This is a genomic window from Sphaerochaeta sp. UBA5849, assembly GCA_002432715.1.
Lineage (GTDB): Bacteria > Spirochaetota > Spirochaetia > Sphaerochaetales > Sphaerochaetaceae > Sphaerochaeta.
Genome location: DJGJ01000068.1, coordinates 1 through 21065 on the forward strand (window position 1 = coordinate 1; position 21065 = coordinate 21065).

General features: G+C 50.1%; 17 protein-coding genes and 1 riboswitch. Of the genes, 13 read left to right on the plus strand and 4 right to left on the minus strand.

The features are described 5' to 3' along the window. Positions 1–90 precede the first annotated feature (90 nt). Both gyrA and gyrB read right to left on the minus strand, forming a co-directional pair. Complete coding sequence (gyrA, locus tag B3K89_RS12130) at positions 91–2646, minus strand: DNA topoisomerase (ATP-hydrolyzing) subunit A (RefSeq protein WP_293890397.1); 2556 nt, start codon at positions 2644–2646, stop codon at positions 91–93. Between the two features lie 14 nt (positions 2647–2660). Beyond that, the gene (gene gyrB / locus B3K89_RS12135; protein WP_293890395.1) at positions 2661–4694 is read right to left on the minus strand and encodes a DNA topoisomerase (ATP-hydrolyzing) subunit B; all 2034 of its coding nucleotides are present in this window, start codon (positions 4692–4694) and stop codon (positions 2661–2663) included. A 198-nt stretch (positions 4695–4892) separates the two neighbouring features. On the opposite strand from gyrB, the gene dnaA reads away from it, so the two are divergent. The 10 genes from dnaA (at position 4893) to B3K89_RS12185 (ending at position 15414) form a co-directional block, all read left to right on the plus strand. Continuing rightward, positions 4893–6314 carry a chromosomal replication initiator protein DnaA gene (gene dnaA, locus B3K89_RS12140; RefSeq protein ID WP_293890393.1) on the plus strand — a complete coding sequence of 474 codons (1422 nt, stop codon included), beginning with the start codon at positions 4893–4895 and terminating at the stop codon, positions 6312–6314. A 216-nt stretch (positions 6315–6530) separates the two neighbouring features. Then, the gene (gene dnaN, locus B3K89_RS12145; RefSeq protein WP_293890390.1) at positions 6531–7637 is read left to right on the plus strand and encodes a DNA polymerase III subunit beta; all 1107 of its coding nucleotides are present in this window, start codon (positions 6531–6533) and stop codon (positions 7635–7637) included. Continuing rightward, positions 7637–8722: a DNA replication/repair protein RecF gene (gene recF / locus B3K89_RS12150; RefSeq protein WP_293890387.1), complete on the plus strand. Its 1086-nt coding sequence runs from the start codon at positions 7637–7639 to the stop codon at positions 8720–8722. The genes dnaN and recF overlap by 1 nt, the downstream gene beginning before the upstream one ends. 65 nt (positions 8723–8787) lie before the next feature. Then, on the plus strand, positions 8788–9039 hold the full coding sequence (locus B3K89_RS12155) for a DUF721 domain-containing protein (RefSeq protein ID WP_293890400.1): 252 nt from the start codon (positions 8788–8790) through the stop codon (positions 9037–9039). A gap of 108 nt (positions 9040–9147) precedes the next feature. Next, positions 9148–9315 carry a 50S ribosomal protein L34 gene (gene rpmH, locus B3K89_RS12160; RefSeq protein WP_244772531.1) on the plus strand — a complete coding sequence of 56 codons (168 nt, stop codon included), beginning with the start codon at positions 9148–9150 and terminating at the stop codon, positions 9313–9315. Further along, positions 9296–9646, plus strand: coding sequence for a ribonuclease P protein component (gene rnpA / locus B3K89_RS12165; RefSeq protein WP_345907460.1), 351 nt, complete (start codon positions 9296–9298; stop codon positions 9644–9646). Before rpmH ends, rnpA begins: the two co-directional genes overlap by 20 nt. Positions 9647–9749: 103 nt before the next feature. Next, positions 9750–11561 (plus strand): membrane protein insertase YidC, encoded by a 1812-nt coding sequence (yidC, locus tag B3K89_RS12170; protein ID WP_293890374.1) that lies wholly within the window; start codon positions 9750–9752, stop codon positions 11559–11561. A gap of 53 nt (positions 11562–11614) precedes the next feature. Further along, positions 11615–12310 (plus strand): RNA-binding cell elongation regulator Jag/EloR, encoded by a 696-nt coding sequence (gene jag / locus B3K89_RS12175; RefSeq protein WP_293890371.1) that lies wholly within the window; start codon positions 11615–11617, stop codon positions 12308–12310. 69 nt (positions 12311–12379) lie between these two features. Continuing rightward, positions 12380–12568: riboswitch (cobalamin riboswitch) on the plus strand. 69 nt (positions 12569–12637) lie between these two features. Further along, positions 12638–14713: a ribonucleoside triphosphate reductase gene (locus B3K89_RS12180; RefSeq protein ID WP_293890368.1), complete on the plus strand. Its 2076-nt coding sequence runs from the start codon at positions 12638–12640 to the stop codon at positions 14711–14713. Continuing rightward, positions 14710–15414, plus strand: a complete 705-nt coding sequence (locus B3K89_RS12185) for an anaerobic ribonucleoside-triphosphate reductase activating protein (RefSeq protein WP_293890365.1) — start codon at positions 14710–14712, stop codon at positions 15412–15414. Before B3K89_RS12180 ends, B3K89_RS12185 begins: the two co-directional genes overlap by 4 nt. Here the strand turns inward: B3K89_RS12185 and metK are convergent. After that, positions 15404–16546: a methionine adenosyltransferase gene (metK, locus tag B3K89_RS12190; protein ID WP_293890362.1), complete on the minus strand. Its 1143-nt coding sequence runs from the start codon at positions 16544–16546 to the stop codon at positions 15404–15406. The genes B3K89_RS12185 and metK overlap by 11 nt on opposite strands. A gap of 605 nt (positions 16547–17151) precedes the next feature. Next, the gene (locus tag B3K89_RS12195; RefSeq protein WP_293890359.1) at positions 17152–18168 is read right to left on the minus strand and encodes an adenosine kinase; all 1017 of its coding nucleotides are present in this window, start codon (positions 18166–18168) and stop codon (positions 17152–17154) included. Between the two features lie 94 nt (positions 18169–18262). Between B3K89_RS12195 and murA the strand changes: the two genes are divergently transcribed. The 3 genes from murA (at position 18263) to B3K89_RS12210 (ending at position 21002) form a co-directional block, all read left to right on the plus strand. After that, positions 18263–19552 carry a UDP-N-acetylglucosamine 1-carboxyvinyltransferase gene (gene murA / locus B3K89_RS12200; RefSeq protein WP_293890356.1) on the plus strand — a complete coding sequence of 430 codons (1290 nt, stop codon included), beginning with the start codon at positions 18263–18265 and terminating at the stop codon, positions 19550–19552. A 485-nt stretch (positions 19553–20037) separates the two neighbouring features. Then, on the plus strand, positions 20038–20502 hold the full coding sequence (locus B3K89_RS12205) for a hypothetical protein (RefSeq protein WP_293890353.1): 465 nt from the start codon (positions 20038–20040) through the stop codon (positions 20500–20502). A gap of 50 nt (positions 20503–20552) precedes the next feature. Beyond that, positions 20553–21002 (plus strand): cache domain-containing protein, encoded by a 450-nt coding sequence (locus B3K89_RS12210; protein WP_345907461.1) that lies wholly within the window; start codon positions 20553–20555, stop codon positions 21000–21002. The last annotated feature ends 63 nt before the right edge of the window (positions 21003–21065 follow it).

The following is a 21065-nucleotide window of genomic DNA, read 5'->3' on the forward strand; positions in this document are numbered from 1 at the left end:
TCAAAACACCTGAGTACTTACTCTTATCGGCCTAAAAAAAAGGCCGTTCCTGTGTATTGGAACGACCCGATAAACTACTTAACAAATGTTTTATTCGTTGTCTGAAGGCTCAGTTGCAGGCTCATCATCCTCTACAGGAACGTCCTCGTCCTCAACAACCTCTTGTGCTTCAGGATTCGGCTGCTCAGGAATCTCAACTTCCGCTTCCTCATCCCGCTCGGTGGAGGCAATGGCAACAATGGAATCACCATTGAACTTCATCTTCACAACCTTGACACCTGCAGCATTCCTGCCCTGGATGGAGATTGCGTTCACATGCACCCTCAGTGTTTGTCCCATGAGGGTCACGCAGACTACATCATCCTCATCATCCACGCTCAAGACACCGACAATGAAGTTGGCCTTGCCGCCAAGACGATAAATCTTCTGACCCTGCGTTCCTCTGCCATGGACAGTGAAACTATCGAAGGTCACCTGCTTGCCTTGTCCATTTTCGGTGATCATGAGAATGCGCTTATCATTGTCTACTTTCAGAAGTCCCGCTACCTGGTCATCACCGAGCAGCCTGATACCCCGTACGCCGCGTGAGGCACGACCCATGGCCCGTACATCCTCCTGGCGGAAGCGCAAGCCCCGTCCGAGCTTGGTGACGAGCATGACCTCATCTCCTTCCTGAATCAGCTCGCAGCTGAGAAGCTCATCACCCTCATCGAGGAAGAGAGCCCTGATGCCCCTGACCTTGGCATTGATGAAGTTGGTCAAGGACACCTTCTTCACCACACCATTACGGGTTGCCATCATCAGGTAATGGTCATCACTGAACTCCTTGAAGCTGATGATCGAAGTAATCTTCTCGGTAGTCTCCAGCTGCAGGATATTCTTGATGCTGGTCCCCTTTGCAGTCTTGCTGGCCTCAGGGATTTCAAATACCTTGGTGTAGTAAGCCTTGCCTGCGTTGGTGACAAACATCACATACTCGTGGGTGGAGGCGACAAACATGTGATCGATAAAATCCCCATCCTGAAGTTTTGCGGTTTTTGTTCCCTTGCCGGCCCTACCGTGAGCCTCATACTCTTCAGTGGGAATGCGCTTGACAAAGCCCTTGTTGCTGATCAGGACAACAACCTGCTCATCCTTGATGAAATCCTCCAGGGTGGCCTGACCGAGCTCCTCACGAACGATCTGGGTGAGTCTTCGATCCTTGGGAGCCAAGGTTGCCGGAAGGGCTTGTACTTCACTCTGCACCAGCTTGAGAATCTTGACCTCGTCGGCAAGCAAATCCTGATAATAGGCAATCTTCTGCTCAAGGTCGGCCAACTCTTCCAGAATTTTGGAACTTTCAAGATGGCTGAGACGACCGAGCTTCATGTCGATGATCGCCTGGGCCTGGATTTGGTCGAGACTGAAACGGGCAATCAGACGCTCGGCGGCAATGGTATTATCCGCCGAATCCTTGATGATCTGGATGACCTCGTCGATGTTGTCCAAACCAATCTTCAAACCCCTGAGGATATGAGCCCGTTCCTGGGCCTTTCTCAGGTCGTATCGCGTCCTTCTGGTCACCACTTCCTCACGGTGGCGGATGTAGTAGACCAACATGTCCTTGAGCGTCAGCATCTGCGGGCGGCCCTGCACCAAGGCAAGGTTGTTGACGTTGAAGTTCGACTGCAAGGCCGTGCGGGCGAAGAGCTGGTTCAATACCACCATGGGCTCCGCCCCAACCTTCAGCTCGACTACAATACGGATTCCCGTTCGGTCGGATTCATCACGGACTACTGCAATCATGGGGATTGCACCATCCTTGCGAAGGTCATCGATTTTCTTGACCAAATCAGCCTTGTTCACCTGATAAGGAATCTCGGTAAAGACAATCTGGTCGTGGTCGCGCTCGCTGGTCTCAATCTCGTAGACGGAGCGGACGACAATCCTGCCTCGACCAGTGGTAAAGGCATCCCTGATACCCTGCATACCGCAAATGACTCCTCCGGAAGGAAAGTCGGGGCCCTTGATATGCTCCATGAGCTCGTCGATGGTGATATCGGGATTATCGATCACTGCACTGACGGCATCACAGATTTCCTGCAGGTTGTGGGGAGCCATGTTGGTCGCCATACCGACGGCGATACCGCTGGACCCGTTGGCGAGCAGGAAAGGGAAGGAGGCGGGAAGCACGGTAGGCTCCTGCAAGGAATCGTCATAGTTCGGGCCGAAATCGACCGTCTCCTTCTGGATGTCCTGCAGCATCTCCTCACCGATACGGCTCATTTTCGCTTCGGTGTATCGCATGGCCGCCGCCGGATCCCCGTCGATGGAACCGAAGTTTCCTTGGGGATTCACTACAGGGTAGCGCAGCGAGAAGTCCTGGGCCAAACGGACCAGGGCATCATAGACAGAGGCATCACCATGCGGGTGATACTTGCCCAGAACGTCACCGACGATACGAGCGCACTTCTTGTAGGATGAGTTGGCCCTGAGTCCCATTTCGAACATATCAAAGAGGATTCTTCGGTGGACCGGTTTCAGGCCGTCACGGACATCAGGCAGAGCCCGGCTTACAATGACGGACATGGCATAGTTGAGATACGAGGTACGCATCTCCTTGGACACGTCGACCCTAATCGTCCTGCTTTCGTTTATTTCTTCCACGATTCTATCCTTTCCTAGACATCCAGATTCGATACATAGACGGCATTCGCGTCGATGAAAGCCCTTCGGGGCTCCACTTCCTCACCCATCAGCATGGAAAATACCCGATCGGCCTCTTCGGCATCATGAAGGGTGATCTGGCTGATCAAGCGGGTCTCAGGATTCATTGTCGTCTCCCAAAGCTGTTCGGGGTTCATTTCACCGAGACCTTTGTACCGCTGAATGGCGACCTTTGAAGGATCGCTGATATTGTTTTCCTGAAGAATCTTCACCCGTGCCTCTTCATCGTAGGCGTACTGCACTTTCTTGCCGATGGTGATCTTGTACAAGGGGGGCATGGCAAAGTAGACATAGCCGGCTTCGATCAGGGGCCTCATATACCTGAAGAAGAAGGTGAGCAACAGCGTCCTGATGTGAGAGCCGTCGACGTCGGCATCAGCCATGATGATGACTTTGTGATAGCGGACCTTGCTTACATCGAAGGTCACATCACTATCGAAATCATCGTCCTTTCCCATATTGTTGTAGCGGGTCAAGCCGGCACCGATGGTGGAAATCACGGGCTGCAGCTTGTCGTTGCCAAGAACCTTGTACTCCTGTGCCTTTTCGACATTGAGCATCTTTCCCCACAGCGGCAGAATTGCCTGGAACCTTCGGTCCCGGCCTTGTTTTGCCGATCCGCCTGCCGAGTCACCCTCGACGATGAACACTTCACACTTGGCCGGGTCCTTCTCAGAGCAGTCTGCAAGCTTGCCCGGAAGGCCGCCGCCTTCGCTCTTCTTGCGGATTTGCTCACGTGCCTTGCGGGCTGCGATGCGTCCCAGCGCTGCATTGATGATCTTTTCCAGAATCACTTCAGCCTGGGCGGGGAACTCATCAAAATAGTTGCCCAGCTTCTCATATACAAGCGAGAAAACCACACCGGTAACCGCTGAGTTTCCCAGTTTCATCTTTGTCTGACCCTCAAACTGAGGCTCAGGCACTTTTACCGATACAACGGCAGTCAAACCCTCGGAGATATCACTCTGCTCGAGTTTCTCTTCATATTTCTTCAGCAGTTTGGTGTTCTTCTGCAACTGTGCGTTGATCACCCTGCTCAAGCCGGTTCTAAATCCAGTCAGGTGGGTGCCGCCTTCACGGGTGTTGATGTTGTTGACATAGCTGAGCACTTTCTCGTCGTACTTGTCGTTGTACTGAAGGGCGATTTCAACCTTGATGGAATCCTTCTCGCCTTCGATGGAAATAGGAGGATCGACCAGCACCCGCTTGAACTCGTTCAGATAGCTGACAAACTGGCTGATACCGCCCTCGGACTGAAAGCTCTGGCTGCGGATCTCATCACCCCTGCGGTCGGTGACGGTGATGGAAATTCCCTTATTCAGGAAGGAGAGCTCCCGGAACCGGCTCACCAACACTTCATAATTGAACGCATTCTGCTCCATGATGCTGTAATCAGGAGTAAAGCTGACCACGGTCCCCGACCGGTCTGAGTTCCCGATGCGGACAACCTCCGTCTGCGGGATGCCGCAGCTGTACTGTTGCCGGTACACCCCTCCGTCACGATAGACAGTTACCTCCATCCATATGGAGAGGGCATTGACGCACGATACACCGACACCATGCAGGCCACCTGACACCTTGTAGGAGTTCTTGTCGAACTTGCCGCCGGCATGGAGTTGGGTGAGGGCTATTTCGAGCGAGCTCTTCTTTTCAGTCGGATGGAGATCGACGGGAATGCCGCGACCATTGTCCTCTACGGTACAGACTTCCCTGCCGTCGGCATCCAGATCAAGGAACACCTGAATGTCTGAACAGTACCCCGCCATTGCTTCATCGATACTGTTGTCGACCACTTCGTAAACAAGGTGGTGCAATCCTTCGATGCCTGTCGAACCTATGTACATACCGGGTCGCTTCCGAACGGCCTCAAGACCCTTGAGAACCTGGATGCTCCCGGCAGAATAGCTATGAGAAGCGCTCTCCATCATCACACCATCGCGGTGCAAGGACGGCTCGAACGTTCCGTTGGCAAAGCTCCCTTCACTCATTCGTTATATCCTTATGCAATAATAAAAAAATGCTGTTGCTGATTTTGATTGATTATAACAAAAATCGAAAGGAGTTGCAAGCTTGGACAGGAAAACAAAATTATTTATTAATTTTTATATTATAAAGATTTACATTTTACACTCGATGATATATGAACAATACTTGCACCACTTGTATCTACAGGGTAAAATGGCCGCATGAGCGACATGCATACCACCTATTTTGAATTCTGGCAGGAGACTGCCTCCAGAATCAAGGATACGCTGCCTGAGCAGGAATACAACACCTGGTTCAACCGTATCGCGTACCTGAAATCAGAGGATAAAAAAGTAATTCTGGCGGGTGCCAGTCAGTTTATTCTGGATACAGTGATAGCCCGGTACAGGGATTTAATCATCAATACACTCTGTGAATTGACTGGTGAAGACATCAATGTTGAGTTTACTGTTGTCTCGCGTACAGAAATTGAACAGATAATAAAACCACAAAGGAACCCAAAGGAAAAAGAGGAGGATCCAGAGCCGGTACAGATTCAGGCGAAATCAAAAATCTCGAATGAAAAAACGCTGCGCATGAAGGAGGAGAGCAATCTCAACCCTTCCTATGATTTCAGCACCTTTGTTATTGGAGACAACTCCGCTTTCGCCTACAATGCCAGTCTTGCCATTGCCAAGAATCCTGGTGTCAGTTACAACCCCTGCCTCATCTACGGAGGGGTGGGACTTGGCAAGACACACCTGCTCAATTCCATCGGGAATTACATCATCAACAATACACCTGAACTGAAGGTCATGTATGTCACCGCCGAAATGTTCACCAATGAATTCATCGAATCCATCGGATCGCAAAGAACCCAGCACTTCAAGAACAAGTTCCGCAAGGTCGATGTGCTGCTGATCGACGATATTCACTTCTTGCAGGGCAAGGACAGCACCCAGGAAGAGTTGTTTCATACCTTCAACAACCTCTATGAGTCGAAGAAACAGATGGTATTCACCTGTGACCGCCCCATCAGCGAACTGAAGAATATTACCGACCGCTTGAGCAGCCGGTTCGAGCGCGGCTTGAACGTGGACCTGCAACCACCCAACTATGAGACAAGGATGGCAATTCTCAAGAAGAAGCTGGAAGAGAGGGGCAGCTCGATGAGCGAGGAAATCCTCAACTACATTGCAACCAATGTGTGCACCAATGTCAGGGATTTGGAATCCTCCCTTACAAAGTTGATCGCCTACAGCGAGCTGCTTTCCCAGGAGATTTCCTTCGAGAAGGCAAAAGAGCTGTTGGGCATTCTCCCTTCCTTGGCTGCCAACGCAAACCAAACGCTCTCCATCGACACCATCATCAAGGTCGTCGGCGAGTATTTCAACGTCAGCAGCTTTGAAATCAAGGGCAAGAAGAAGAACAAGTCCCTGATCCAACCGAGGCAGATCGCCATGTTCCTCGCCAGGGATATAACCGAGTACTCAACAACCGAAATAGGCACTGAATTCGGAGGGCGGGACCATACGACGGTCATGCATGCATACGACCGAATCGAGTCGCTGATGAAGGGAGATGAATCGTTTTCCAATACCATCCTGAAATTGAAGCGTGACTTAACAAATAGTAAGAAGTAATTCCCTGTGGATAGCTTCCGGACACACTGTGGATAACCTCGAAAACCTGTGGATGGAGCTTTTTTGCTTGTGGATGAAATGTGGACAAGTTTAAAAGTTATCCACAGGATGACAAAAAGTAAGAAGAGATTGTATAATGAATTAAAAAGTTATCCACAAAATATGTGCTATTATTACTATTATTACTACATATTCTAATAAACTAGGAGTATTAAGATGAAATTCGTCTGCAGCAAAGAAGCCATCCTCACAGAGATCACATATTCCATGGATTTCACCAGCCAACGGAACTCTCTTTCCATAACTTCCAACGTATACCTTGAAACCTACAACGATGTCCTGGTTATCAGAGCTACAGACCAAAAACTGGGATTCAGCACCCATATCGCAGTACAGACACTCGAGGAAGGGAAAACAACCGTTTTTTGTGAGAAACTTTTGAACATTCTCCGCTCACTGCCTGAGTCCAATGTTGAGTTCAACGTTGAAAACGGTATGTTCACCATCAAGCCCGTGGGCCAAAACATTGACTTCAAGTTGAGAACCATCTCCACAGATGAATTTCCGGCCCTGGAGGCTGTTCCTGAAGAACAGTACTTCACCGTTCCTCAGAAATCCTTTTCCGATATGGCCAATCAAACCATGTTTGCCATCAGCGAGGATGAAACCCGCTATTTCCTCTGCGGTCTCTATCTTGAACGCAATGCCAGCGGCATGAACATGGTTGCAACCGACGGAAGAAGGCTTTCCATCGTTGAGCGAACTTTTGAGGAAGAGCTTCCTATGTTTACTCCGATCATCATCGGAGCCAAGTTTTTCACCGAGCTTAAGAAATTATCGACAGACGAAGGAGTGTTGAAACTGTGCATCACCGACCAGCTGCTCTTCGCAAAAATAGCCCATAGAACCTTCTACACCACCCTGATCAAGGGCCAGTATCCCAATTATCGCCGAGTCATTCCCGACAGCCAGACGTACAGCTGCACAATGCGCATCCAGGATATGCTGGATGCATTGAAGCGTGTATCACTGCTGGTTGAAAACAAGGCAAAACGGATTTTCCTCGATATCAGCGAGGCAGGAGTACTGTTGACCAGCGACGAGAGTGAAGTCGGGGAGGCCAAGGAGATAATTCCCTGCCAGTATGAAGGACCTGACAGCAAGGTGTCCTTGAACTACACCTATCTGCTCAACCCTCTCAAAGCGATGGAAGGTGAGTATTTCTCGATCAACTTCACCGAGCCGACCAAAGCTATGACGGTAAAGCCTGAAAGCAACAGGGATTACTATCATATCATCATGCCGATGCAGCCCAATTCCTAATGCGTTTCATCGAACTTTGGACAAACCAATTCAGAAATATTGTCTCCGAAAGGATACCTGTCGACAATCGGCAGGTATTCCTCATTGGGCAGAACGGGCAGGGAAAAACCAATCTGCTTGAAGCAATTTATACACTTTGCTACGGATCATCCTTTCGCACCAACCAGCTGAAGGAGTTGATTGAGCACGGTCAGAAAGCCTTCAGGATAGAAGGCCGATATCTTGGTGACGACCAAGTAATCCATACGCTGGTGCTGCAGTTGAAGGACGGGAAGCGAATCTTGACCCTCGATGATCGTGAAGTGAGGGACCGCAAGGAATTGATCTACAATATTCCCTGCATTGTCTTCAGTCATGACGACATTTTTTTCATCAAGGGGGAGCCGGAACAGAGAAGAAGGTTCTTCGATCAGACGATGAGCATGTACAACCCGCTTTTTTTCGATGATTTGAGGCGGTATCGTCTGATCCTTCGTCAGCGCAATCAGGCAATCAAGGATGGAATTCTTGAACTGTTGGACCTGTACGATCTCCAGCTTGCAAAATACGGGCTTGCCATCCAAAGGGAACGAACGCATGCAGTGTATGAGTTCGACCAGATTTTTCCCTTGATGTACAAAAATGTTTCAGAAAGCTCGCTCGATGTGCATATTGAGTATCATCCATCGTGGAGCGATTGTGCAACCGAAGAGGAAATTGTCGACCACCTGGCCCGCACCAGAAGCCGTGACTTGAGCCTGCTTACCACAACCAGCGGCATTCACCGTGACAGGTTTCTTGTCATGGAGGATTGCAAGCCTTTTTCCCAAACAGGTTCCACCGGGCAGCTGCGATTGGCATCCTTGATTTTTAGAACAGCCCAGATGGCATTTTTCCAGAAAAAAACCGGAAAAGAGCCGTTGATCCTCGTAGATGATGTGCTTTTGGAGTTGGATTTCAAGAAGCGTGAGCAGTTTTTGCAGTTGATGCAGACGTACTGCCAGGCCTTTTTTACATTTCTGCCTGAAGAACACTATTTTTCGGAGCTGGCCGATGAAGGCTCTTTGTTCTATACTGTCCAACAAGGAAGGTTTTTACGCTCATGAAGGACAGGAAGCCCAGGTTATGCAAGGAAGGGGAACCTCTGCAAGGAAGAGAAGTCTTGGACTACGTGTTGCGGTCGCTTGATATCCGAAGTGACAATCCCAAGGCGGCCATTGGTTTTGAGTGGCAGAAAATCGTTGGGAATCGACTGTATCCCCATGTAAAAATTGTGGAAATCAAAGGGACAACGTTGGTTCTTCGTGCCGATCATCCTTCTTGGGCACAGATTGCACTCATGCAGCAAAAGAAGATACTTGCTTTAATTACCAAGAAATACCCATCATTGGGGATCAAATCGATACAGATGCTGAGCGCCTAGTTACTTGACGTAACGACAGTTGCTCATTATACTGCACCACTCGGAGGATCATCCTCCGCTACACTAGAAAATATCCGCGTTAAGCGATGTAAAATTGGAGATTATCTCATGAGTTACAAAGGAAAAAGAACCTACCAGCCCAGCAAAGTCAAGAGAAACAGAAAGTTCGGATTCAGGGCTCGTATGGCAACGAAGGGCGGACGCCTGGTATTGGCCCGCAGGAGAGCCAAAGGCAGACACAAGCTGTCCGTATGTGATGAGAAGAAGCCTTTCTAAACAAGAAATTGTAAAGCGTAAACCGGAGATTGACCGAATTTTTAAAACCGGCAGGACATACACCTGCCGTGGTTTAAAACTGATTGTTAGCCAAAACCAGCTGGATCTTGACCGGATTGTGGTAATACCCGTCCGTCACTATGGAAGCGCTGTTGAGCGTAACAGAATACGCAGACAGATCAAGGAAATCTGGCGAAATGAAAAGCCTCGGATGATTCCCGGTTACGATTTTGCATTCATCGTATATCCAGGAAAGGTTGATGACCATACATTCCAAAAAAAACAACTCCTCTCACTCTGTGAAAAGGCTGGGGTTTTCCTCGAGCCTTAAGACTATTTTTTAGTCTTTCCCACTCCTGTTGTTGCAAAAATTCGTTATGTGCCTATCTTTCCTGTGAACGTTTTCTCACCACACCTCATCATCAGGAGCAGATATGGACAAAAATACCATTCTAGCCATAGTCCTTTCCGTTTTGGTCATTACAATCGGTATGACCATTCAAACCACATTCTTCGCCCCCGCTCCTGTAGAACAGGCAGCCCAGCAGGAAGTAGTCCAGCAGCCAAATGCCGCAACCACCACGTTGGAACCCGCCCAGTATTCACAGATTCCCTCCAACATTGCTTGGAACAGCAATCTGCCGGGGTCTTTGGTATCGGTGGGAAATCAGGGTTCCAGTGCACCCTTCACCTTCTCAACCGAGTACTTCATTGTTGAGTTCAATCCCAACGGCGCCTCTGTCTCCTCCTTCAAGCTGAAGAAACACCTTGACAACGGGCAGCCGGTGGAACTGCTTTTCAAAAGTCCACAATCCAACGATGCGTTCCTGCTCTATGCAGGAAAAGACAAGACCAACCCCATCGATGCCAATTTCAGGTATCAGATCAGCGGGAACAAAGTAATTTTCACCCAGGAGTTCGCCCTCCTTTCTGAAGATGGAAAGAGTGCAGGCGATCCGTTCACCATCACCAAGACCTACACCTTCGGCAACGAGGACTACTTGTTCCAGATCGATGTTGCTACCAAGAACAGTGTGAACAAGGCTGTCCCCCTCTCCTTCGAGAATGCTGCCTATACCCTGGCTTTTGAGCCGCAGATCGGCCCGTCGTTTGCTTCTCTTGACAACAACTACAACTACAGAAGGTTCTACATCAAGGAAGATGGATCTTCCAAGAAGAACCAGGTCAAGCTCAGCAATGGTGCCTATACCACAACCAAGCCCCTCTCCTGGGTCGCTTTGGTCGGCAAGTACTTCTCCCTGATTGCTATTCCCGATGCCACCAACTATACCGTCAGCCTCATGGAGGACAGTGATGCAGGCCTGCCGCTTGAATCGAGCATCTTCCTGACCCGGCCTTCCATCAAAAGTGCATCGCAAACCGACACCTTCCGATTCTATGCAGGGCCGCAGCTGAAGAGTGACATGACCATCTACAATGATGCTTCCCTGAACAGTTTCGGGGTAGCCAACCTCCAGCTGGAACAGGCATTGGACAGCAGCTCCTGGCTTGGTTGGCTTGAGACCATTCTGAAGACCATCCTGAACCTGTTGTACAAGGTGATTCCCAACTATGGTGTGGGCATCATCATCCTGACCTTCCTGCTCAAGCTGGTGTTGTATCCCATCTCCAAGAAGGGTATGGAGTCTACGGCAAAGATGGCTTCCCTCTCCCCGAAAATGGCGGAGATCAAGGAGAAGTATCCGGATAATCCGACCAAGCAGAACGAAGAGATGGCTGCTTTGTACAAGAAGGAAAAAATCAATCCGATGGGCGGCTGTCTGCCGATGCTGCTCCAGTTCCCGATTCTCATTGCCTTCTATGGATTGCTCAACAAGCACTTTGAACTTCGCGGAGCCATGTTCATTCCCGGTTGGATTCCTGACCTTTCCATGCCGGATACGGTATTCACCTTTGGTTTCAATCTTCCCTTCCTGGGCAATCAGTTGCACCTGCTGCCGATCATTTACACGGTCAGCATGATCTACTCGATGAAAATCACCCAGAATGCCTCGACTTCAGGAAGCCAGCAGGGCATGATGAAGTTCATGACCTACGGCATGCCGTTGATGTTCTTCTTTGTCCTGTACAATGCACCCTCCGGTTTGATTCTCTACTGGTCGGTCATGAACGCACTCTCCATCTTCCAACAGTTGTATACCAACAAGAAGAAGAGCAGGGAGGCAGCAGAGAAGAGCGCCTCTGTGCAGCAATTCCCAGGCCCCAAGGGAAAGAAACGGACCTAGTTCCCACAAGAAATATTATCCGGGGGACCCGTTCCCCCGAACGGAGTAGCTATATGATGAAAGAATTCGAAGGACGTACCGAGCAGGAAGCTATTGCAAAGGCAATAGAAGAACTGCACATTGAACGGGAAGATTTCGATGTGGAAATCGTCGAGCCTGTCCGCAAGGGACTGTTCAAGAAAAGCAATGTAAAGATCAGAATTCACTTTGAAGATGAGAACGATGTTCCTGAAGAGGGTTACGAAGTACAGGGTGCGCAGGATGAGGATGAGGATGAGCTTGATGCTCCGATCAACAGCGACCTTGAGGACAAGCTTTTGCTGTTCGTTGCAACCATTCTTGAGAAGATGGGATATCAGGGCAAGGTATCCATCTCCTTCCGCAAGGCCCGCAAGCTCGGCCTGAATATTGAGAGTGACAACTCCAGTATCATCATCGGCCGCAAGGGTAAGAATCTTGATGCCATCCAGCTGCTGGCCAATGTGTTCGCCGGTCAGATCGACCCTGATTTGAAAGTGATCATCGATAGTGAAAACTATCGCATGCGTCACGAGGAGCAGTTGATCAGAATGGCGTTCAAGACCGCAGAACAGGTAAAAAAGAGCGGCCGGAGCAGATTGCTTGAGCCGATGAACCCGTATGAAAGACGGTTGGTGCATACAGCCCTCAATGATTTCGGGGGAGTGGAGACCAAGAGTGAAGGCGAGGGGCTGTACAAGCAGATTCGAATCACCAATCAAAAACAATGACAACACTGGGGACTTTTGTCCCCCTTTTTTTTATCAAATGCCTTGACAAGATACAACATCAGTCCTACTGTGAGTAGTGTACCGTATGGTACTAAACACTATATCTTGTGTGTATAGGAAAAGGGAAGTGGGTGAAAAGCCCGCGCGGTCCCGCCGCTGTAAAGGGGAGACTACGCTAACAGCCACTGGAGCAATCCGGGAAGGCAGCGTAGTCGATGAACCTGAGCCAGAAGACCTTGCCTGTACAGACACGCCGTCACGGAGCATGACAGGGGCGTGTGCAATCAAAGCACCGTCTCTTTGTTCATTCTCCGTCAGGAGGAACCCATGCAAAAGCAGGTGGTCAAACGGGACGGGCAGGTGGTTCTCTGCGAGGTTCAGAAAATCATCAATGCAATCAACAAGGCAGCAACTGCTGCTCATCAGGATGTCGATGCCATAAAAGTGGCAGCGTTGGTCCTCGCCAACATGAAGGACGTCAACCCAATTACGGTGGAACAAATCCAGGACCTGGTCGAACAAGCCTTGATGGACAGTGGTGCCAAGGAGACGGCGAAAGCCTACATCCTGTATCGCAGCCAGCGCGAGCGAGTTCGTGAGGGCAATGCTCTCATCAAGGCAACCAATGCGCTCTTTGACTCCTACTTGAACCAAACCACCTGGCAGACCAAGGAAAATGCCAATACCCGTCGATCGGTAAACGGTATGAACAACTTCATTCGTGAACGCTTCACCGAACAGTACTGGCTCAATGAAATCTATCCAAAAGAAATCAAGGCGGCGCATGAAAGCGGAGCCTTCCACCTCCACGACCTCGGATTTTTTGGCCCGTATTGCTGTGGCTGGGACCTGAGGCAGTTGTTGGTCAATGGATTCGGGGGCGTTGATGGAAAGGTCAGCAGCAAACCTGCAAAGCATCTACGTTCATTTCTTGGACAAATCGTCAATGCTACCTTCACCTTTCAGGGGGAGTGTGCAGGGGCTCAAGCCTGGTCCTCTTTCGACACCTATGCTGCTCCATTCATTCGCTACGACAATCTCTCCTACCACGATGTGAAGCAGGCTCTCCAGGAGTTCATTTTCAATCTCAATGTTCCGACCCGCGTCGGATTCCAATGCCCCTTTTCGAATCTGACATTCGACTTGGTCGTCCCATCCTCGCTGCGTGATGTTCCGGTTATCAAAGGAGGTGTGGCTCAAGCAGAGACATATGGGATGTTTGAGAAGGAGATGGAAATCCTTAATCTTGCCTTCTGTGAAGTCATGGAAGAGGGAGATGCTTCGTCCAGGGTGTTCACCTTTCCGATTCCCACCTACAAGGTAACCAAGGATTTTCCTTGGGAAAGCAAGGTGGTGGATGCCATTTTTTCCATGACCGCAAAATACGGAATCCCCTACTTCTCCAACTATGTGAACAGCGATCTTTCACCCGAGGATGCCCTTTCCATGTGCTGCAGACTCCGCCTCGATACTTCCCAACTCAGAAAACGCGGCGGCGGATTGTTCGGATCGAATCCTCTTACCGGCTCGATTGGGGTGGTAACGCTCAATCTTCCGAGACTGGCTTATGAGACAGGCTCTGAGCAGATGTTCTTCCAAAAGCTGCCCAAGCTTGCAGAGCTTGCCAAACAGAGTCTTGAAATAAAGCGGAAAGTCATCGAAGCCGAGACCGAGCGGGGCATGTATCCGTTCAGCCAAGGATCCTTGGTCGATGTAAAACAAAGGCTTGGCAAGTATTGGGCGAACCATTTCAGCACCATCGGCATCGTTGGGATGGAGGAGGCCTGCCTGAATCTCTTCGGGCGGCAGGGCTCCTTGGTCACCCAAGAGGGACAGGAGTTTGCCTTGCGGGTGCTGGATGAGTTGAGAGAGCTCATCAGTGGCTTCCAGAACGACACGGGCAACTTCTACAACCTCGAAGCCACCCCTGCCGAGGGAGCCAGTTACAGGTTGGCCCGCCTCGATACCATCCTGTATCCCGATATCATTACTGCTGGAGAGAAAGTCGGCTACTATACCAACTCTTCCCAGCTGCCGGTCGGCTATACTTCCGACCTGTTTGAAACGCTGGAAAAACAGGATGCACTGCAGTGCAAGTATACCGGTGGGACCGTTCTGCATCTCTATCTGGCCCAACGGATCAAGGATGTGGAAGTTGCAAAGCAGTTGGTCAAAACGACGTTCAGCCGGTACAAGCTTCCCTACCTGTCTCTCACCCCCACTTTTTCCACCTGCAGGAACCACGGGTATCTGGATGGGGAAGTGGAACAATGTCCCTTTTGCGGATCGGCTACCGAGGTGTGGACAAGGGTGGTGGGATATCTCAGGCCGAAGGGGGATTTCCATCCGGGCAAGCAGGAGGAACACCGTCAACGAATGTTTTTTGAGGTAGAAGTATCATGAATATTACAGGATTGGAAGCTTGCTCCCTGCTTGATTACCCACAAAAGCTTTGTACCGTATTCTTCTGCCAAGGATGCAATTATGACTGCTTCTATTGCCACAACAGGTCTCTTTTATGTGAGAAATCAGATGAAATAAGCCATCAAGAGATAGAATCGTTCTTGCTGGAGCGAAAGGGTTTCATAGATGCCGTGGTGGTAAGCGGCGGTGAACCCACGTTGCAGGGAGACCTGCTCTCCTTCATTGAAAGTATCAGGAATCTTGGGTTTGCAGTCAAATTGGATACCAACGGCAGCAGACCTGAGGTCGTAGCACAGTTGCTCGATTCCGACTTGCTTTCGTATGTTGCCGTGGATGTGAAAGCTCCATGTAAACGGTATGCTGAGATAGCAGGCAGAAGCGCCGATGCTCTTGCTGTGAAGCAGAGCGTGGCTTTCCTCAATGGGTACCAAAAGAACCATCCGGACTTTTCCTATGAGGTGAGAACGACTCTTGTGCCAACGTTGTCCATCGAGGACCTCATCTGCATGGTCAAGGAGCATCCTCCGGTTGTACGTTGGTATCTGCAGGAGTATCGTCTTCCCAAGCAGTACAAGCGTGAGGATGAAAAACGAATCAACCTCCCCTGCATGTCACGAAGGGAGGTTGAACTGAATCTTACTATGCTGAGGACGTATCAGCCGAATATGGTCATACGTTGATGATTTGTTCCCAGGGCATGGAGGCTTTACCGAAATGCCCGTAGTTTACATTCTGCTGATAGATGGGCCTTAGAAGATCGAGGCTGTGAATGATACCTGCCGGTGAAAGGTTGAATTTCCGCCTGACAAGGTCTTCAAGCTTCTCGTCGTCAATTATTCCCGTCCCGAAGGTATCGACATAAATGGAGATGGGATAAGGTACGCCGATGGCATAGGAGAGCTGCACTTCGCATCGGGTGCAGTACTTGTTTGCCACCAGGTTCTTGGCGACAAACCGGGCCATGTACGCAGCGGAGCGGTCAACCTTCGAGGGATCCTTTCCGCTGAAAGCCCCGCCTCCATGACGACCCATGCCGCCATAGGTATCGACGATGATCTTCCTGCCGGTCAGGCCGGTATCACCGCTGGGACCGCCGATGACAAAACGGCCGGTCGGGTTGATGTAGATTTTTGTCTTCTCATCCAGAAGTCCTGTCTTCTCAAGCACCACTTTGATCACTTTGTCGGTCAAGAAGGAGATGAGATGGTTGCGGTCGGTTTCGGGTGTGTGCTGGTGACTGATGACCACCGAGTCGATGTGCACCGGCTTTCCGTCCTGATAGAGCAGCGATACTTGGCTTTTCGCATCGGGGCGAAGAAATGGGGCATCTCCGGCCTTGCGAAGCCGGCTTGCTTCCATCAGCAGCTGATGAGCCCACATGACCGGGGCGGGCATGAGCTCTTCTGTTTCGTCGCAGGCGAAGCCGAACATCATGCCCTGGTCTCCTGCTCCCTGCTCGCCGAAGAGGGATGTATCGGCATTCACCCCCATGGAGATGTCGGCCGACTGCGTATTGGTCAGGTTGACGACCTTCAGAGTCTTATAGTCGAATCCGCATCCTTCTTCGGTATAGCCGATTTGCTTGACGGTTTCCCTGACGATAGCTTCAATGTCCAGTGTGGCGTTGGTGGTGATCTCCCCGCCTACAATTACAGTATCGGTAGTGGCAAAGACCTCGCAGGCAACCCTGCTTTTGGGGTCCTGACGAAGACAGTTGTCGAGAACGGCATCGGAAATCTGATCGCAGACTTTGTCCGGATGTCCTTCGCTTACTGATTCTGATGTGAAAATGTGTGATCCATGTGACAGCATACACCCTTCCTTTGAGAACTTGGGGAAGGAGGAACTCAATTCTGAGAATTGTTGCGCTCCCCTTTTAGCAAGTTTCTTTAGTGACGCCCGCAAGCCGGGAGGCTATCAAATCGACGTCATTGGTCACGATACTAACAGGGATGCTCCAATTGTACAAGAGTCGGTGTGGCCTTCTTTACAGAACAATAATTGTTTTGAAAGTATCCCATTGAAAGATGACAGCCAACTGCAGGTCTTCATGCATCCAAAGCGTCAGGACATTCTCCATCTGTTGAGTGATGATGGACCGGCATGCTGCCACTTCCTTCAAAGCACAGGCCAAACAGCTTGGACAGGTTCTCTCTAGCTCGCCTCTCTGGAAAGCTACTGGCAGCCTACTTCAGACAGTTGTTGGTCTCTGATTCCCAGCTTTGGATCCTTGGTCTGATCTCAGCTTCAATTTTTGCCGTCAGTGTACTGGAATCGATAATCGGCAAACGTTTTATATCGCATATGCGTCCTTCAGGCTTATATTTTCTGGCATTTGCCCTGATATTTGTCATGCAATTAGTACTTTCGCAATCCAACACGCCACTGCAGTGTTTTCCCTTCTTTCTTTTTGGCTGTTACACCGAACGCCACGCACCTGAACCGAGCAGGTTTCTCAACTCCTCAGCCTTCTCATTGCTGAATTGGGCTCCCCTCTGGGTGATGATCTCGCCTGCGAGAATCGATGCGATGATGCCTGAATCCTGGATTGATAATTTGTGGTACTGACCGTACAAAAAGCCTGCGGCGTAGACATCCCCGGCACCGGTGGTGTCTACCGGTACTACCGGACCTTTCACCGGAATGGCGGTTATGACTCCATCGTGGCAGATGTAGGAACCCTTTTTGCCGTTCTTTACAATGGCGGTTCTGCAAAGCTTTCCCATAGAGCGGCAGCATTCATAGGGGTCGTAGTTGTCGAACAGGATGCGTGCCTCCTCCCGGTTCGCAAATACGATGTCGCAGCTCTCCTTGATCAAAGAGAGGAAGGGCTCGCGGTATCGACCGACGGCAAACGGGTCGGCAAGGTCGAACGAGATGGTGGTGTTGTTTTTCTTGGCGATGGAAAGGGCTTTTTTAATGGCTCCCTGCTGACTTTGGGTGTCCCACATGTACCCGGTGAAATGAAAGAAGTCTGCAGCGGCAACCGTGCTTTCACGGACATCGCTCTCCTCATAGAGCCGGTTGGCTCCAAGAAAGGTATTCATGCTACGTTCGCTGTCGGGGGTGATGAGGATGACGGTGGACCCGGTCATTTCCTTGTCCGTGGTGACCAATTCATCCTGCACCCCAAGGCTTACCAGCCTATTACGATAAATAGTGCCGTTCTCGTCGTTGCCGATCTTGCCGGCCAAGGTCGCAGGTACTCCCAAGGAAGCCAAGGCAATGATGGTGTTGGGACAGGAACCTCCGCATGAGTAGGTGGTCTTGCGGTTCTTGCTCAGTTGCAGCAGTTCCTCCATCCGCTCTCTGCCAATGAGCGCCATGGTGCCCTTGTGAATACCCAAGTCAATGACGTCCTGCTCATCAACGCTTACGATGATGTCGATGAGAGGATTTCCTATTCCATATACCATGTGCTGCATCTTGTTCATGTACTGCTATTCTATCATCGCTGATGCATGCAATACAACAATGACCTTGCGAAAGTGGTGTCACAAGGGTAGGATGACAGCAAAGGGGGCGGCGATGGGTGAGTATCGAATCGTAGGCGGGAAGGCAGCAAGCGGAGAGGTGCTGACCAGTGGCAACAAGAACTCCGCCCTTCCTTGTCTTGCGGCCACGCTGCTGACAGACGAGCCTGTTCATTTGATGAACGTACCCGACATCGAGGATGTACAGGTAATGCTCCAATTGCTGCAAGGCCTTGGTTCAGCGGTGGTTCGACAGGACGCCCATACGTATACGATCACCACAGGAAGCCGCAATGGCTTGCTCAAGCGAGATCTGGTTGAGGCGGTACGGGGTTCAATTCTTCTCCTCGGCCCTCTGCTGGCAACCAACGAAGAAGTCCGGCTCACTCCTCCGGGTGGGGATGTCATCGGCCTGAGGCGTTTGGATACCCATTTCATGGGGCTGTCCGCCCTGGGCGCCGACTGCACGATCAATGAAGCAGGTGAGATTCATATCAAGACGAGAAACAGAACACTCATCGGCTCTGATGTGTTTTTGGATGAAGCTTCGGTCACCGCCACGGAAAATGTCCTGATGGCAGCCTCCCTTGCCCGGGGCGAGAGCATTATCAACAATGCCGCAAGCGAGCCGCATGTCCAGGACTTGTGTGTCATGTTGCAGAACATGGGATGCATCATCGACGGTATTGGTTCGAACCGGCTCAGGGTCAAGGGACAAAAACGCTTGAGAGGTTGTGAATTCCGGTTGGGCAGTGACTACATGGAAATTGGATCATTCATCGGGCTCGCCGGGGCCAGCGGCGGACAGGTTCTGATCAAGGGTGTACAGCATGAACATCTGCGAATGATACGGCTCGGCTTCGAACGAATCGGTATCACCTTTGTCGAGGATGGCCCCTCCTCTTTGTTGGTTCCCCGGAAGCAGAAGCGCATCCTGACCAAGGAGGTTGGAGGCCATACGGCAAAGATCGACGACGCTCCCTGGCCGGGGTTTCCCGCCGATCTTCTGAGCATCATCACCGTGTGTGCAACCCAAATGGAAGGTTCCATTCTCATCCATGAGAAGATGTTTGAATCGAGGATGTATTTCGTCGATTGGCTCATCAGGATGGGCGCGGATATTATTTTGTGCGATCCCCATCGTGCCGTAGTGCATGGGCCTTCCCAGCTGTTCGGATCTACGGTCACCAGTCCTGATGTTCGGGCTGGAATGGCCTTGGTCATTGCTGCAGCCTGTGCCCAGGGGGAGAGTGTAATCCAGAATATCTACCAAATTGAACGGGGATACGAGGACCTTGCAGGAAAGCTGCAGGCACTTGGTCTTGAGATAGAAAGATGTGAGTAAATCATGAATTCGCCTTGATTTCCGTCTGCTGTCCACAACGTTATCCACAAGTTATCCACAACCTGGTTTTTCCGTGTTGCATACCAGGCGGAGAAGTGATAAGTTGCTGTATGTTGCAACAGGTTTTGCGACGTATCTTCGAAGAATGACAACTTAATATATTATATGCAATTAATTAAATTCCTAGCTCACAACTTCACACTAATTTTTATATGGGTTTCATGTGGTTTTACATACTTCTTTTTGATGATCGATGTACAGAAGATAAACCAGTTATCAACAGGTTATCCACAACCTTTCCTCGATTCTGAAGTACTGGGTAAATCACCTCTCGACAGTACTTACAAGCATTTTCTCAAGTAGGTTTTTCTCTCTTGTTACAAGAAGAACTTGTGGATAACTGCACATGCTGCAGGGCAAGTTTTTGCATTGTTGATTTGGCCTTCGTATGATACGCTTGAAGAAAAAATTATGCAGGGAGTGGTATGAAGCAAAAGAATTGGATTGTCAGTACAGCACTCGTCCTGCTCTCCACCATCCTGCTTCTTGTCATGTCATTGTTGACGCTCATGCGGGTCGAGCGCGTCTATACCACTAATACAGCGCAAAGCATAGAGCAGCTGAAGCGTCGGTTCCTCTACGATACGGTGAACAACCAAATAAAGCGGATCGATACCCAACGCGAGCTGGCTCAGCAGTATTTTCTTACGGAGCTGGAAAGGACAATCTACATGGTCGATCACCTGTACGAAAGCGGCAGCGAGCACATCGACCAAATCATCTCCTATTTCGCCAACGAGAGCAATGCGCTCTGGACGGCGATACTCTGGGAGAAGAATACAGGACATGTGCTTCTGGACAGCCACGGGGTGTTTCAGATGGGTGTTGTCCCTGTTGAGATGGCTGGCTATCTTTCTCAAGCATATACCTATATGCACTCAAGTCCTTAGGGCCCTATACGCTCTTTGTTGGTATTCCCCAAGACTTTGTTGATGAACAGGTGAAAGAGCATATCGCCAAGGAAATCTATGACTCAACATATTCGGAGAATTCCTACATCTGGGTGAATGAGGTTCTCAACTACGAAGGAGGTGATGATTACGCCATCAGGCGCATCCACCCCAACCTGCGTGATACAGTTGGAACAAAGCTTTCCACCAACATGACCGATGTGAAGGGCACCACCCCCTATAAGACCGAGCTGGAAGGTGTGAAACAACATGGTGAACTGTTTTTCACCTATTACTTCAAGAAGATGGGCAGCGAAACCATCTCCGAGAAACTCACCTATGCCAAGCTCTACAAGGACTTTGACTGGATAGTCGCCATGGGAATCCATCTGGATGACATGAATGGGTATATCGATACCACGACCGGCCAAAGCACAAGGATTGTGAGGCGGATCGCACCGGTATTTGTTCTTTCAATTACAACTTTCCCAAACGGTTAGACTATACAACATCCTAGAATCTGCTGTTTCCTGTCCCTGTAAACACGCTTTCCAATAGTCAGG